The 16,016-nt window shown below is 71.1% G+C and carries 10 protein-coding genes; 7 read left to right on the top strand and 3 right to left on the bottom strand.

The window, feature by feature from the left end; all coding sequences use genetic code 11:
• Positions 1-2 precede the first annotated feature (2 nt).
• The 4 genes from KF837_42500 to KF837_42485 are packed head-to-tail and all read left to right on the top strand — an operon-like array spanning position 3 to position 7,538.
• Entirely contained in the window at positions 3-4,265 is a 4,263-nt protein-coding gene (locus tag KF837_42500; protein MBX3234041.1) for a hypothetical protein, read from the top strand.
• Positions 4,244-4,750: a hypothetical protein gene (locus tag KF837_42495; GenBank protein ID MBX3234040.1), complete on the top strand. Its 507-nt coding sequence runs from the start codon at positions 4,244-4,246 to the stop codon at positions 4,748-4,750. Before KF837_42500 ends, KF837_42495 begins: the two co-directional genes overlap by 22 nt.
• 35 nt (positions 4,751-4,785) lie before the next feature.
• Entirely contained in the window at positions 4,786-5,919 is a 1,134-nt protein-coding gene (locus KF837_42490; protein MBX3234039.1) for a hypothetical protein, read from the top strand.
• Positions 5,916-7,538: a lipopolysaccharide biosynthesis protein gene (locus tag KF837_42485; protein ID MBX3234038.1), complete on the top strand. Its 1,623-nt coding sequence runs from the start codon at positions 5,916-5,918 to the stop codon at positions 7,536-7,538. The genes KF837_42490 and KF837_42485 overlap by 4 nt, the downstream gene beginning before the upstream one ends.
• Positions 7,539-7,543: 5 nt before the next feature.
• Here KF837_42485 and KF837_42480 read toward each other — a convergent pair whose 3' ends face one another.
• Entirely contained in the window at positions 7,544-8,848 is a 1,305-nt protein-coding gene (locus KF837_42480; GenBank protein MBX3234037.1) for a sigma 54-dependent Fis family transcriptional regulator, read from the bottom strand.
• Between the two features lie 554 nt (positions 8,849-9,402).
• On the opposite strand from KF837_42480, the gene KF837_42475 reads away from it, so the two are divergent.
• From KF837_42475 to KF837_42465, 3 genes are all read left to right on the top strand, one after another.
• Positions 9,403-10,335: a hypothetical protein gene (locus tag KF837_42475; GenBank protein MBX3234036.1), complete on the top strand. Its 933-nt coding sequence runs from the start codon at positions 9,403-9,405 to the stop codon at positions 10,333-10,335.
• Positions 10,336-10,346: 11 nt separating this feature from the next.
• On the top strand, positions 10,347-11,642 hold the full coding sequence (locus tag KF837_42470; protein ID MBX3234035.1) for a sigma 54-dependent Fis family transcriptional regulator: 1,296 nt from the start codon (positions 10,347-10,349) through the stop codon (positions 11,640-11,642).
• A gap of 175 nt (positions 11,643-11,817) precedes the next feature.
• Positions 11,818-13,824, top strand: coding sequence for a serine/threonine protein kinase (locus KF837_42465; protein ID MBX3234034.1), 2,007 nt, complete (start codon positions 11,818-11,820; stop codon positions 13,822-13,824).
• On the opposite strand, the gene KF837_42460 is transcribed toward KF837_42465, so the two are convergent.
• Positions 13,799-14,668, bottom strand: coding sequence for a glucose 1-dehydrogenase (locus KF837_42460; GenBank protein ID MBX3234033.1), 870 nt, complete (start codon positions 14,666-14,668; stop codon positions 13,799-13,801). The genes KF837_42465 and KF837_42460 overlap by 26 nt on opposite strands.
• Positions 14,669-14,680: 12 nt before the next feature.
• On the bottom strand, positions 14,681-15,931 hold the full coding sequence (locus KF837_42455; protein MBX3234032.1) for a hypothetical protein: 1,251 nt from the start codon (positions 15,929-15,931) through the stop codon (positions 14,681-14,683).
• Positions 15,932-16,016: the final 85 nt, after the last annotated feature.

Here is a 16,016-nt window from a genome sequence, read left to right as displayed (position 1 = left end):
CCGTGCAACGCCATTCGTTCCGCTCGGCTCGTCTCGCCGCTCTCGTCGTCGGCTCTGCTGCGCTCTCGCTCTCCGGAGCCGCCCACGCGCAGGTCGCGGGGACGTCGAGCCGTCCTCTGCCGGACGTCCTGCTCCTCGTCGACAACTCCGGCTCGATGGAGCGCATGCCGAACAACAAGCTCCCCGGCGAGGATCCGGGAACGCTGTGCGACCACGGCGTCATGAGCGAGCCGAACCGCTGGGGCATGCTGCTCCAGGCGCTCACCGGCAACATCCAGCCGTTCTTCAGCTGCGCGGCGAGGCCGCGCGGCGCGACGGAACCGTTCGCCCAGATCTACAAGATCAACAACCAGCCGCCGTACGACGTCGGCTACGCGATCCCGTACCACCAGCCGACCTCCGGCAACTCGCCGGCGAACGCCTGCGCGATCACGCCGTGGCACCTCCCGGGCGCGAGCTCTCCCAACGGCGTCGGCCCCAACGGCCTCGGAGCCGGCGGCCTCGCCACGGACTTCCCCGACAACGCGCTCGCAAGCGTCCTCTACAACTCGATCAACAACGGGCTCATCGCGACGGATGCGTCGGGGCTGAGCCGATGCACGTTCGAGCAGACGAACGACGGGCAGCTCGACGTCGCGCGCGACTTTGCGCGCTTCGCGCTCATGATGTTCGACAGCGACACGTCAGGCTTCACGGGCGTGACCACGAGCGGCAGCAACACGTACATCGACATCGCGAACCCGTTCACCGGCACGTGGAGCTACCACCGACGCTCCACTAGCGCCGACTACAACACCCGCACGTGCATCGCGACGGACGCAGACTGCCCCGTCACCGTCTTCCCGGAGATCGGTTGGACTCGCGGCAGGCCGACGACCGCCCCGCCCTGCCCGTTCACCCCACAAGAGGTCGGCGCGCGCAACCGGGGCGCGCCGCCGTGGGAGGGACGCTTGGTCCCCTTCCCGGACCCCGACGCGAACCTCTACGAGCTCGGCGCGCAGAACGAGCACGTCCAGCAGGTGCTCCTCGCGTCGCGTCCATGGGGTGCGACGCCGATCGACGGGATGCTCGACGACGCGCGCACCTTCCTCTGGGACGATCCGGCGGGGCCGCGGAGCGATCCGTACGGCTGCCGCGACAAGTACATCGTCCTCCTCACCGACGGCGCCCCGAACCTCGATCTCCGTGGCGCGGGCGGCTGCGCCGGGACGGACTGTCCGTACGAGCGCGGCTCCGTCATCGCGAACGACATGTTCACCGCGACGGACCCGCTGAAGAAGGTCACCACCTTCGTGATCGGCTTCTCCGTGAACGGCGTGGCGGGCGGCCCTGCCGAGGGCCTCCCCACCGGCGTCACCTCGTGCAAGGGATGGTTCGACCAGGTGGCCGCCTCCGCAAGCAGCGACCACGACGCTGCGCTCGCGATGCAGGCGGCTTGCACCCCACCGCCGACGGAGGGCACGACCGGCTACGCGTGTTGCAAGCTGAACGAGCTCGCGCTCGCGGGGTCCGAGACGAGCGCGTTCTTCGCAGAGTCGCAGGCCGACATCGTCCTCGCGTTCGGCCGCATCATGGCGAACATCATCCGCAGCGCGAGCACGAAGACGATCCCCGTGATGTCTCCGTCGACTCGCTTCTCGGCTTCCGCGACCGCGGCGTCGCCCACCGCCGTCGCCGGCCAGTTCCACGGTACGTTCATCCCGAGCTCCCAGCGCCCGTGGTCCGGCGAGATCGACCGCACACGGTTCGTATGCAAGAACGACCCTATCACCGGGAAGCTCGCCTCTCTCCCCGACGATAGCCAGCTCGCCAGCAAGGGCGACTTCATGTCCGAGAACCTGGCGAAGCAGACCGAGGACAACGCGCGCTTCTTCCTCTCGGTCGTTGCGGGCGACGCCGGCGATACCTCGATCGACTCGAGCGCGTCCGTTCGTCCGTACGCCAACGCCGGAACACCGTCGTCGACCGGCGCCGATCCCATCACCAAGCCCGGCGGCGGGGCCCCGACCTACGGCGGAACCGAGGTCGCGATGCCCGCCCCTCTCAGCTTCCCCCCCGCGTGGCCGGCAGCGCTCGGCATCACCGAACACACGTGCAAGCGTGGTCGCGCGGTACAGACCGGCGGCCGCATCGACCGCGGCACCACGTTGATCCCTGCGCTCGACGGTGCGGCAGGACCAGCCGAGTGCACGTCGGTGGTATGGGGGTTTGCGACCGCGGTTCCGACCCCCCTCAGCTTCCGCGGCTACGACTTCAACGTCCGGTGCCGCACGTCCGAGTCGGAGCCGGGCAAATGCTCGATCTCGGGCGACTCGTGCGTCCCGCATGCGCTGCCGGCCACGTGCCCGTCCGGCGAGGTCTGCGTCGCGCGCTGCGCTGCGCTCGGCGCCGTCTATCACGCCAACCCCGCCATCGTTCCGCCGCCGCAGAGCCTCCTCCGTGAAGACGGCTTCCGCGACTACCAGGCGAACCGCGCCGCGCGGAGGACGGTCCTCTACGCCGCAACCACCGACGGCATCCTCCACGCGTTCAAGGCGCTCGATGAAGGCGGCACGGACGCGAAGCACGAGCTCTGGGCGTTCGTCCCGCCGGCGGTCCTTCCGCGCCTCGCCTCGAACTACCCCGGCGGCAACCAGATCCTCCTCGACGGCACGCCCGTCGTGCGTGAGACGGTCTGGGATCGCCCCGCGGCCGGTACGCAGGCCGCCTCGCAGTGGCACTCCACGCTGGTCGCCGGGATCGGAACGACGGGCGGCTACTACGCCCTCAACGTGACCGACGCGGACTGCGGCGGTGACTGCACGGCGAACCACCAGACGCCGACGTCGAACGACATCGCCCAGGTCTCGACGAGCGGCGACACGGGCAGCGCGGCGATGAGGGGTCCGCACTTCCTGTGGCAGCTCACCGACGTGCCGCAGGCGAGCGCCACCGACCCGGCCAAGGAGATCCGCAGGTCGACCATCGGCAACACGCCGATGGTCGCGCTGTTCGGCAAGCACACGTCGACGCCCGCCGTCGGGACCGTCGTCATCCGTGACGCGGCCGACGTCGATCGCCAAGTCGGGATCGCGATCCTCCCCGGCGGCTACGACGAGCCGCCGATCACTGGCCAGACCTGCCCGCGCCGCGCGAAGCCCACGACCCCCGACGAGTCCGGCGCGGACTACTCCGACCGCACGCCGCGTACGGACGTCCGCAGGTGGGCGCGAGGCGACTGCACGCAGCCCGTGCCGGGACGCGGCGTCACGGTCGTCCGCCTCGACAACGGCGAGATCATCGCGCACTTCGGGCGCGCCAATCAGGACGTCCCCGCCCTCATCGGCGCCTCGCTGAAGATGATCGACACCCCGCTCGACTCGCCGATGGTCGGCACGCCCGTCGTCTTCCCGGACCAGGTCGGCGTTCCGATCCAGAAGGCGTTCATCGGCGACGCCGACGGCACGCTCTGGCGCATCGACTTCACGAGCACGGACCCGCGAAGGTGGCGCATGAACCTCTTCTCGGACCTCTATGCCGTGACGACGGCCGCCACTCCGGGGCTCGCCGGCCACCCCATCCAGGTCCCGCCGGTCCTCTCGCTCGACGAGTCCGGGAGCCTCATCATCAATGTGGCTACCGGCGATCAGGAGAGCATGGTCGCGAGCAGCGACACCAACTACGTCTTCTCGATCCGCGAGGTCCGCGACGCGAGCTCCTTCCCGAAGGCCAGCACGCTCTGGTGGCAGGTGCTCCCCAACTCCGAGCGCGTCACCGGCCCGATGACCGTCTTCGACCGCATCCTCTACTTCGCGTCGTATCAGCCGCGCCAGCCCGCCACGGGCTCCGCCATCTGCACCGGCCTTGGCCTCACCAAGCTCTGGGGCCTCCACTACACCGCGCCGTTCACCGACGGCGATCCGACGAGCGGCGGCCGGCCCGAGTGGTGCCAGGACACCGACATCGATTCGGTCACGGGGCTATGTGCTCCGGGCGCATCGAAGGTCGCGAACGTGATCCCCGTCGACAGCATCGGCCAGCCGATCAGCGACATCATCCCCGGCGTGACGCTGACCGCATCCTCCGCATGCTCGGAAGACGCCGCAACCGACGAATACGGCAACATGGGCTACCAATCCGTCGCCTCGTCATCCTACAGCCTCACGTTCGGCATCACCCGCCCCGGCGGCGCCGGCAGGAACACGCAGGCGGACCGCAAGTCGGTCTCGCGACCGCTCCCGAAGCAAGCGACGAAAGTCGATTCATGGGCGCTCGTTCTGCAGTGACCATCCTCGCGGCGGCGCTCCTCGCCGCCGCTTGCAAGAAGCCACCGCCACCCCCCGAGGTCGACGCGGGCAAACCGAAAGATCACCTCCGCGAGGGCGAGTTCCCCGAAGGGCACGAGAACGCCTTCGGCCTCGTCCTTCCGCGGGACTCGTCCATCGTCTATCGCATCACGGACATGGTGGAGGTCCGGAGCCGGCTCTTGCCGGAGGAGCTCTCGAACTACGTCCGCGCGCACGTGCAAGACGCGAAGATCGTCGCCGGCGCCCAGAAGACGACGTTCGAAGACGCCGTCCCGCCGAAGGAGCCGAACCGGCGCCTCCACATCGAAGTCACCGTTTCGTACAAGGACGCTGCGCGGAGCTCGATGAGAGTCCGTGACGTCACGCCGCCGCCCCCCGCCCCGTCGATGACGCCCGACGAGGCGTATCGCAAGGCTGGGCGTGGGCCGGATGGGAAGCCGCTCGACCCCAAGAACATGTTCTGAGTCGCGAGACCACCGCTTTGGGGTAATAGAGCGGCGTGCGTTCGGCGCCCGCCCTCCTCCTCATCCTCTTCGCCTGCGAGAGCGACACGGTCGCGACCGAGGCGGCGGGCGGCTGCCCGGGGGCCGAGCTCCTCGTCGCGGCGAGCGACTTCGAGTCGAGCGTCGCGTGTCATGCGCCCGGCTGCGTCGAGGACGAGCGCACCACCGGCGTCGACCTCGGAAACGATCCGATGCTCGTCGGCGACCGCGGGCGCGTGTTCTGGCTCTCGCGCGATCGCGACCTCGTGTTCGAGCTCGATCCCTCGTGCGGAGCGCCGCGCGCGAAGACGAACCTCGTCGAGTTCCGCACGCCGACCGCGCGCGCCAACCCGCACGACGTCGCGAGCGTGGACGACGCGACGCTCCTCGTCGCGCTCTACAACACGCCGAAGCTCGTCTTCGTGAAAAACGGCGAGGTCGACGGCGACCTCGATCTCTCGAGCTTCGACGAGGACGGCAACCCGCAGGCCGAGTCGGTGCGCGTCGTCCCCGTCGGCGGCGTCCCGAAGGCGTTCGTCGCGCTCGAGCGCCTCGACGATCGCTCGACGCCGCCGCTCCAGTCGACGCGCCCCTCGCAGATGCTCCGGATCGACGTCGCGACGCGGACGGTCGAGGCGACGATAGACCTCGCCGGACGGAACCCCTTCAACCCGATGGTCGAGCTCGGCGGCGCGCTGTTCCTCGCCGAGCCGGGCCGCTTCGACGCGGACGACGACGAGCACGCCGGCATCGAGCGCTTCGACACCGCGACGTCGACGACGAAGCTGCTCGCCGCCGAGAGGGCGCTCGGCGGCAGCGTCTCCGAGATCGCGGTGCGCCCCGGCTGCGGCGTCGCGATCGCGGCCGGTCCGCAGCCGGGCGTGAACCCGACCGCGATCGTGACCTTCGATCCCGACACCGGCGCGGTCCTCCGCTCGTACGCGTCTCCCGTCCTCGGCCCCACGCCGGGCTACGACCTCCAGGGCCTCACCTGGCACGGCTCGACGCTCTGGGTCGGCGATCGCCGCGCGGTCCAGAACCAGTTCCTCGTCCACGAGCTCGCCCTCACCGGCGCCTGCGAGCTGACCGAGACCGGCCGCTCGCTCTCGCTCCCGCGCGCGCCGGTCGCGTTCCTCCCCGCGAAGCCATGACCGAAGCGACCAAAGAAGCCACCGCCAACGAAGACGAGCAGAAGCGCGCGGGCCGCGGCGGCCTCGCGATGCTCGCGGCGAACGTCTACTTCCTCGTGACCGGCTTCGTGCAGCAGCCGCTCCTCCAGCGCGCGATCGGCCTCGCGGACTACGGCGCCCTCGCGCGCGTGCTCGCGGTGTCGAACGTGTTCAACAACGTCGTCGTCACGAGCTCGATCCAGGGCGTGAGCCGCGTCACCGCCGCGGCGGGTGACGCCGAGCGCCAGGCGTTCCGCGCCGCGCTCCGCGTCCACCTCGGCGTCGCCGCGCTCGCGACCGCGCTCCTGCTCGGCGCCGCGCCGGTCGTGACCGCGTTCCAGAGCGCGCCCGAGATCCTGACGCCGCTCGTCGTGATCGCGGGCGTGCTCGCGGTGTACGGCGTGTACGCGCCGCTCGTCGGGTACCTCAACGGCCGCCGCATGTTCACGCGGCAGGCGTCGCTCAACGTCGTCGCCGCCACGCTCCGCACCGCGTCGATGATCGGCGTCGGCTGGTTCTTCGCGAAGAACGGCGGCGGCATCGCGCGCGCGGCGGGCACGCTCCCCGGCATGCTCGGCGCGACGGTCGGCACCGTGCTCGCCGCCACCGGCGTGTTCCTCCTCGCGCTCACGTGGACCGGGACCGGCGCCGCGCTGCCGAGCGGCGAGCGGCCCGCCGGCGTGCCGGCCGCGCGCGAGTACGTGCGGCTCATCGTGCCCGTCATCCTCGCGCAGCTCTTCGTCCAGGCCTTGATGCAGGCCGACATCATCCTGCTCGGCCGCTTCCTCTCGCTCTCCGCGGTGAAGGCCGACGGCGCGGTCGCGCCCGGCGGCGCGCTGCTCGAGCCGGGCACCGCCGCGAACCAGTGGATCGCGGTGTACCGCGCCTGCCAGCTCTTCGCGTTCCTCCCCTTCCAGTTCCTGTTCAGCGTGACGCAGGTGCTCTTCCCGATGCTCGCGAAGGCGAAGAAGGAGGAGGGCGACAAACGCGTCGCCGAGCTCGTCTCGCGCGGCGCGCGCATCGGCGCGATCCTGTGCGGGCTCATGATCTCCGTCATCGTCGCGATGCCGGAGCCGCTCATCCGGCTCGCGTACGCGCCGGAGGTCGCGGCGTCCGGCGCGCCGGCGCTGCGCGTGCTCGTCCTCGGCCAGGGCGCGTTCGCGATGCTGAGCCTGACGACGACGATCCTGGTCAGCCTCGGCCGCGAGCGCGCGGCGATGGGGCTCACCGCGCTCGCGCTCGCGCTCCTCGCCGGCGCGTGCAGCGTCCTCGTGCCCGACGCGATCTTCGGAAAGGCGCAGCTCATCGCGTCGGCGACGGCGGTGCTCTCCGCGCTCTCGCTCGCGCTCGTCGTCGGCGTGATCACCGCGCGCCGCACCGCCGGCGCGTTCGTCCCCGCGCTCACCGCGCTCCGCGTCGGCATGTGCGTCGCGCTCGCCGCGTTCGCGGGCCTCTACACCCCGCCCTTCGGCAAGCTCGCCACCCTCGCCGTCGCCCCCCTCCTCGGCGTCGCGTACCTCGGCCTCCTCGTCGCCACGCGCGAGCTCGGACGAGAGGACCTCGGGATGGTCCTCTCGGTGGTGCGGCGGAAGAAGGGCTGACGCAGCTACTTGAGGATCGGCGTCGCCGCGCGGAGCGACTCGCTCGGCGGGGCGGTGGAGCGGCCGCCGCGGAGGCCGTGCTTCTGGACGAGGCGGTGGAGGTACATGCGGTCCATCCCCGCCATGCGGGCGGCCTTGCTCATGTTGCCGCCCGCCGCTTCGAGGAGCTGCGAGAGGTAGCCGCGCTCGAACGAGTCGATCACGGCGTCCTTCGAGATGCGGAACGGGACCGAGAGGTCGATGCCGTTCGCGGGGCCGGAGGTCGCGACGCCGACCGCGCCGTTCTGACCGCGGCGGAGCGCGGGGCTCGCCGACTGGAGGACGACGCTGCGCTCGACGTAGTTGCGGAGCTCGCGCACGTTGCCGGGCCAGTCGTGCTTCGCCATCTCGGAGAGGGCCTGCTGTCCGAAGAGGCGCTCCTCCTCCGGGACCCCGAGCTGCGAGAGGAAGGTGCGGACGAGCAGCAGCATGTCGTCGAGGCGCTCGCGGAGCGGGGGCACGCGCGCGCTGATGACGGCGATGCGGAAGTAGAGGTCCTCGCGGAAGCGACCCTTGTTGACCTCGCGCTCGAGGTCGCGGTTCGTCGCCGAGATGACGCGGACGTTCACCCGGCGCGCGCGGGTCTCGCCGACGCGGCGGATCTCGCGCGCCTCGAGGGCGCGCAGCAGCTTGGGCTGCAGCTCGAGCGGGAGCTCGCCGAGCTCGTCGAGGAACACGGTGCCGCCGTCGGCGGCCTCGAACGCGCCCATGCGATCGCGGTCGGCGCCCGTGAACGCGCCGCGGATGTGACCGAAGAGCTCGCTCTCGATCAGCGCGGGGCTGATCGCGCCGCAGTCGACGACGACGAACGGTTTGTCCGCGCGCGCGCTGCGCTGCATGATCTCCGTCGCGACGAGCTCCTTGCCGGTGCCGCTCTCGCCCTCGATCAAGACGTTGATGTCGCTTTGCGCGATCTTGTCGAGAAGCCCGAAGAGGCGGCGCATCGGCATGCTCGTCCCCACGAGCGCGCCGAACGACGGCAGCATCGGGACGATGTCTTCCTTCTGCGGCGCGCCCGCGCGGATGCGGACGATCGAGTCGCCGAGGCCGAGCACGCCGCCCTCCGCGAGGTCGGCGTCGCGGACGCGGACGTTCTCGAGCTTCGTCCCGTTCATCGAGCCGGAGTCGCGGAGGCGCCACACGCCGTCCTCGCGCACGAGGCGGCAGTGGAAGCGCGAGACCATCGGGTCGCGCAGGACGATGTCGTTCGAGGCGTGCGAGCCGATCTTGCAGACGTCGCCGTCGTGCACGATGGTGCGGTTCGCGGGCATCCCGCCCTCGCGCTCGATCGTGAGCGAGACGCGGGGGACCGAGACCGTCTCCACCAGCTGGCGGACGGTCTGGATGCTCCTCGGCGCCTGGACCCCGCTCGCGACCGGCGGCTCGATGTCCGGGATGGTCGGGTTCGGCTCCGGATAGCTCGGCTCCGCGAGCGCCTGCGGGACCGGCGGTGAAGGCGGAATCGCCGCGGGCGGAATGGAAGCCGGCGGACGCGGGGCGATCCCCGAGGAGCTCTTCCCAGCCGACGGAATTTGGGGCGCCAGCGGGGCGACCGGAGCCGACGGGGTCTGGGGACGAGCGGGCATCTTGGGATGGGCCATGGTGGATCGTCTCTCCGGTCATGGGTGATCGCAAAGGTGATGCCCACCCACAGGGAGGTGCCGCGAACTTGATGTCCCCCGGAGTTGCGGCACAATTTGCTCTGGTCTTGCGCAAATCCAACCACGCCCTGAGGCGTCGTTTACTCACCCTGTTGTAACGATCCCTCACATGCGGGCCCGCACGCTTGAAAGTTCACGGGAAAATTGCTGCCAGAGCGTTCGCGGTGATGCTTCTCGGGAGCATCGGCGCCGCCGCGTGCTCACACGAGAAGCGACCCGCACCTGCGACGGCCGCGTCGACGGTCGCGGACGCGGGATCGGCGCCCAAGACCGAGGCCGAGCCCCCCGCGCCGCGTCCGGCGGAGCCGCCCGAGCCGGTGCGGACGGCGCTCGGCCTCCGCGGCTCGGAGCTCTTCATCCCCTCGTGGTTCACGACCCACGGCGGTCGTTACGACCTCGTCGTCCATTTCCACGGCGAAGGCCGCTGGCAGGAGCAGAACGTCGAGCGCGCGAAGCTGAACGTCGCGGTCGTGAGCGTCAACCTGGGGATGGGGACGCCGCCCTACTCGAACGCCTTCAAGGACCCGGAGGTCTTCGAGCGCTTGCTCGCCGACGTCGAGGCCGAGGTGACGAAGTCGCGCGGCGAGGCGAAGCTCGGACGCCTCGCCCTGTCGGCGTGGAGCGCCGGCTTCAGCTCGATCTCGCGGATCATGTCCGACACGACGGCGGACCGCGTCGACGCGGTCCTCCTCGCCGACGGATTTTTCACGAATTTCAAGAACGTCAGGAAACGCACGATAAACACGGCCGGCCTCGAGCGGTGGACCCGCTTCTCCCAGGCGGCGCGGAAGAACGAGAAGCTCTTCGCCATCACCCACACGACCATCCCGACCGGCCCCTACCCGAGCGTTCAGGAGTGCGTCGGAAAGCTGCTCGAGCTCGAGTCGATCCGGCGCAAGCCGTGCTCCATCGACGGACCGCGACCGAAGATGCACCAGTTCTACAAGGTCGACGAAGGCAGCTTTCACATCGCTGGATTCCACGGCAAGCTCGCCGCAGACCACGTGCGGCAGCTGCACGCAATGGGTGAGACGACGTACCCCTATTTGAAGGAGCGCTGGGAGAAGCAGGACGCGGAGGAGACCGCCGCGCGCTAAGCTCCAAGGTGATGCGGCGCCGAGAGGAACCGACGCTCGCAAAGCGGACCAACCCGCTCCTCGGCCTCATGACCGAGCACGCGACGATCGCGATCGGCGCGCGCGTCTACGGCGACGACGTCGTGCGGATCGGTTCGCATCCCTCGAACGAGCTCGTGCTCGACGACGCGACGGTGTCGCGCTTCCACTGCCGGCTCACGCGCGAGAACGGTCGCTGGCGCCTCACCGACTCCGGCTCGCTCAACGGCACACGTCTCGACGGCGTGCGCGTGCTCGTCGCCGAGGTCGAGCGCGAGGCGACGCTCACGCTCGGCGACACGACACTGCGCCTCGTCCCCGGCAAGACGCACACGTCCGCGCCGCCGCCGCGCGACTCGTTCGGCGCGCTCGTCGGCGCGAGCCCGCCGATGCTCCGTCTCTTCGAGATCGTCGAGCGCGTCGCCGCGAGCGACATCGACACGCTCGTCCTCGGCGAGAGCGGCACCGGCAAGGAGCTCGTCGCGACGGAGATCATCCAGCGGAGCGCGCGCGCCGACGGCCCGCTCGTCGTCGTCGACTGCGGAGCGATCTCGCCTTCGCTCGTCGAGAGCGAGCTCTTCGGCCACGTGCGCGGCGCCTTCACCGGCGCCGACCGCGAGCGCGAGGGCGCCTTCGAAGCGGCCGACGGCGGCACGCTCTTCCTCGATGAGATCGGCGAGCTCCCGCTCGAGCTCCAGCCGAAGCTCCTCCGCGCGCTCGAGAACCGCGAGGTCCGGCGCGTGGGGCAGAACCGCGGCAAGCGCGTCGACGTCCGCGTCATCGCGGCGACGAACCGCGACCTCGAGCCGGAGGTGAACCGCGGCCGCTTCCGCGAGGACCTCTACTATCGCCTCGCGAAGCTCACCGTCCGCATCCCGCCGCTGCGCGAGCGCCTCGACGACGTCCCGCTCCTCGCGCGCGCGTTCCTCCAAGCGCTCGGCCGCCCGCGCGCGATCGACGACGCGGTCCTCGCCGACCTCGCGCGCCACGACTGGCCCGGCAACGTGCGCGAGCTCCGCAACCACGTCGAGCGCAGCCTGGTCCTCTCCGACGCGTCGCTCCCGCATCGCAGCGGCACGGTCCGCCGCTACTCGCCGGAGGAGGCGGCGACGGTCCCGTTCAAGGAGGCGAAGGAGGCGGCGATCGCGGAGTTCGAGAAGTCCTACCTCGAGCCGCTCCTCACCCGCACCGGCGGCAACTTCAGCAAGGCCGCCCGCGACGCAAAGATGGACCGCATGTACCTGCACCAGCTCGCGCAGAAGCACGGCCTCGACCCGAAGCGCCGCTGACGTTCGTTGCTGATGTGTGCATCCCGCAATCGTCCTGCGGGGAGGACCCCGCAACGCGCGCGCGCGGCACGGGAAAATGGGCCTCGGCGCGATGGACCGCGGCGTGCCCTCCGGCAAGTATGCAGTCCACCTTCGCGCGTGCGTGCGGCCTTCGGGGGGCGGAGGTCGCATGGCGATGACCTGCGACGACGAGCGCGTCGGACCGGAGAAGGTCGGCCGCTACGTGCTCCACGCCGAGATCGCGCGCGGGGGCATGGCGTCGGTGCACGCCGCGCGCGTGACGGGCGCGGAGGGGTTCCATCGCCTCGTCGCGGCGAAGCGGCTCCATCCCGAATACGCGGAGGACCCCGAGTTCGTGACGATGTTCCACGACGAGGCGCGCATCGCGTCGCGGATCCATCATCCGAACGTGGTGCCGGTCCTCGACGTCGTCGTGACCGGCGCGGAGGTGATGCTCGTGCAGGAGTACGTGCACGGCGTGCCGCTCAGCGTCGTGATGCGTCGCGCGCGGATGGCGCTGAAGCCGATCCCGACCGGCATCTCCGTCGCGATCGTCGCGGGCGTGCTCGCGGGGCTCCACGCGGCGCACGAGGCGCGCGACGAGCTCGGCACGCCGCTCGACGTGATCCATCGCGACGTGTCCCCGCAGAACATCATGCTGAGCACGGAGGGCGTCCCGCGCCTCCTCGACTTCGGCATCGCGAAGGCGCGGACGAGCGCGCACCAGACGCGGCCTGGCGTGATGAAGGGCAAGCTGAGCTACATGGCGCCGGAGCAGATCAAGGCCGATCCGATCACGCGGCGCGCCGACGTCTACGCGGCCGGCGTCGTGATGTGGGAGCTCCTCGCGAACCGCCGCATCGGCGAGAGCATGAGCGAGACGGACTACCTCTCGATGCTGTTCGACGGGACGATCCCGACGCTGGTCGAGGAGTGCAGCGCGTGGCGCCGGAGCATGGGCCAGGCGGGGTGGAAGCGGTTGATCGCGCTCGACGCCGTCGTGATGCGCGCGATCTCGCTCGCGCCCGGCGACCGGTACGCGACGGCGCTCGAGATGGCGGAGGCGATGTGCACCGCGCATCCGCCCGCGACGCAGGCGGACCTCGGCGCGTGGCTCGCCGAGGTCGCGGACGACCACATGGCGAGGCTCCGCCGCACGCTCGCGCAGAGCGAGGAGGAGTGGCGCGCGAGCTCCCGCGTCGAGGCCGCCACGCTGTCGCGACGGAGCGTGGCCGTCGCCGCCGATCCCGACCCGGCCGAAGAGCGCATGACGGTCCCCACGCCTCGTGTGTTCTTCCCGGAGGAGCTGGAAGCGGAGCTCGCCGCGGTGGCGCAGCCGTCGCCGCGTTCGGTCGAGGTCGACGAGTCCGAGCTCGTCGCGACGGCGAAGCGTCCGCCGCGCGGCGAGGACGGCGCGCTCTTCGTCCTCCCACGTTCCTCGCCGTGCCTCGAGCCGGCGACCCCGAGCGCTGGGTTCGCCCCGCTCGCGGAGGCGCTCGACTCGGCCCAGCTCGCCGCCGCCGCCGCGGCGCGCGAGGCGCTCGAGTCAGGCCCTCGCTTGCCAGCCGCCGCCGCGCCGAGCTCCGGCGCGCTGCCGGCGTCCGAGAAGCGCCGCTCCTCTCGCGACGCACCGAGCTCCGGCGCGCTGCCGGCGAAGCGTCGTGACGTGCTCTCCGACTCGGATGCGCGTCTCGCCGCGCTCGTCGACGGGCCGATCGTGATGTCGCCGTTCGCGCGCGCGGTCGCGGCGCACGACTCCGCGCCGCCGGAGTCGGTGCCCGCGATGACGCAGTCGGGCGCGCCCGCGGCGGCGGGGAGGCGACGCGTGTGGCCGTGGCTCGTCGCGGCGGCGTGTGTCTTCGCCGCCAGCTTCGTGGCGACACGTCACGTCTCGCGCGCCCCAGCGGCGGCGCCCTCCCCTCCCGCGTCGTCGCCGCCGGCGCCGGCGGCGACCGTGCCGCCGCTGCCCGCCGCGCTGCTCGAGATCACGCCCGTCGCGACCTCCACCTCCGCCGAGCCGGCCGCGACCGCGTGCGTCCCCGCGGCGAGCACATCGAGCACGTCGGCGTCGAGCTCACGACCGCCGCCGCCGCCGCCGGCCGCGAAGCCGGTGCGCCGCGAGTGCAAGCCGGTGTGGGATCCGGTGAAGAAGGCCTTCACGACAGCGGCTTGCCGCCGGTGACGCCGAGCACCTCGCCGTTGACGTAGCTCGCCTCGTCGCTCGCGAGGAAGACGAACGCCGGCGCGAGCTCGGCGGGCTGCGCGGGCCGCTTCATGACGGAGCGCGATCCGAAGTCGGCGATCTTCTCCTTCTCGAACGACTGCACGATGATCGGCGTCCACACCGGTCCCGGCGCGACGCAGTTCACGCGGATGCCGCGCTCGATCGTCTCCTCCGCGAGGCCTTTCGTGAACGTCACGATCGCGCCCTTCGTCGCGGCGTAGTCGAGGATCTCCTTCGACGGCTGGTACGCCTGGATCGACGCGACGTTGATGATGCTCGCGCCCTCCTTCATGTGCGGGAGCGCGCGCCGCACGAGGTGGAACATCGCGAGGATGTTCACCTTGAACGTGCGTTCGACGCGCTCGGGGTCGAGGTCCTCGAACGTGTCCGCCGCCTTGCCCTGATGGGCGGCGTTGTTGACGAGGACGTCGACGCGCCCGAACGTGTCGACGACCGTATCGACGAGACGGTGGCAGGCCTCCTTCTCGGCGAGGTCGCCGGCGACGAGGAGGGCGCGGCGGCCGGCCTCCTCGACGAGGCGCTTGGTCTCCTTCGCGTCGTCGTGCTCGTCGAGGTAGGCGATCGCGACGTCGGCGCCTTCCCGCGCGAACGCGAGCGCGACCGCGCGCCCGATGCCGCTGTCGCCGCCGGTCACGATCGCCACGCGGTCCTTCAACTTGCCATGGCCGCGGTAGCTCGTCTCGCCGTGGTCGGGTTTGTCACGCATCCTGGATTCGCGCGCCGGGATCGACTGCGGATCGTCTTCGAACGGCGGCTTCGGGTGTTTCTCCTGCGGGTTCATGCCCGCCGCGCATCAAGAACGATGCCGCTCGCGGACGAAGCTGCGGACGCGCTTTCCGATCGCGATCAGCGCGGAGACGCCGGCCGCGGCGCCGACGATCACGAAGGAGTCGTACGGCATGCGAAGCCGCGCCTCCGCGAAGTAGAGCGCGGCGACGACGACGACGGTGAGCCCGTTCGCGAGCACGACGATCCCGACGAGCCGCTTCCTCCGCGCCACGAGCATCGCCGCGAGCCCGAACGCCCCGATCGGCAGCAAGTTGACGAGCACGACGCGATACACGCGCTGGAGGACGCGCCGAAACGGGACGCGCGCCGCGAAGTCTTCCTCCGGGAAGACGAGCCGGAAGGCGAGCAGGCGCGTGTTGCGGACGAGGCGCCGCGCGTACTCCGAGCGCGTCTCCCGCTTCATGTGCTCCTCGCGGATCCGGTCGAGGATCTCGGCGTCGCCGATGTACCCCTCGTACGCGACGATGTCTTCGGGCCGAACGGGCATCTTCGCCGGCGGCGTGTACCAGGCCTCGTATTGGCCATACTGGTTCTGCCAGCGCGCCTGCACGCGCCCGATGTGCGTCGCGCCGAACACGCGATTGAGCGGCCCGTTCTCCGAGACGAGCCCCCAGTGCCCCGAGAGCTGATGCATCCGCACGGCCGAGAACGCGAGCACGAGCGCGATCGGCGCCACGAGGCGCGCCCAGCCGTCGAGCATCGCGCGCGTGCGCGCGGCTCGCACGACGACGAGCGCCGCCACGAGCGCGACGGTCAACATCGCCTGCGGCCGCACCGCGATCGCGACCGCGAACGCGCAGCCGGCCCCGAGCGCGCCGCTCTTGCCCTCGAGGGAGCGAAGCATCAGCGCCGACCCGAGCGCGATCGCCGCCGAGAACCACATCTCGGACATGAAGAACCCGGAGTGCACCACCGCCGGCTGCCAGAGCGCCGCGACGAGCCCCGCGACCGCGACGATCGCCAAAGGTCGCACGACCCGCGCGGTGATCGCGACGACGCACACGACCGGGATCGTGCCGACGAGCGCGTGCACGAGCGCGACGCCGATCTGCGAGGTGCGCCCCACCACCGCGAGCTCCAGCGCGATCAGCACGTGCGCTCCCCACGGGAAGAACGCGTAGTTGCGCGGATCCCCGCGCGTCGCGCCGTCGAGGAGGTCGATCGCGCGCCCGTGGTAGTTGGCCATGTCGGAGTAGAGGGCGTCGAACGGCGACTGCACCGCGATCCCCCAGACGAGCCGGACCGCGAACGCCACGACGGCGAGAACGATCGCGATCGTTCGCGTCCGCCTCGCCCGCGCGCGCTCGATCCGACCGGCCCAAAACACGCGCGGATGCTAC

The organism is Labilithrix sp., from assembly GCA_019637155.1.
Taxonomy (GTDB): domain Bacteria; phylum Myxococcota_A; class Polyangia; order Polyangiales; family Polyangiaceae; genus Labilithrix.
This window is presented reverse-complemented; position numbering and strand designations above follow the sequence as displayed.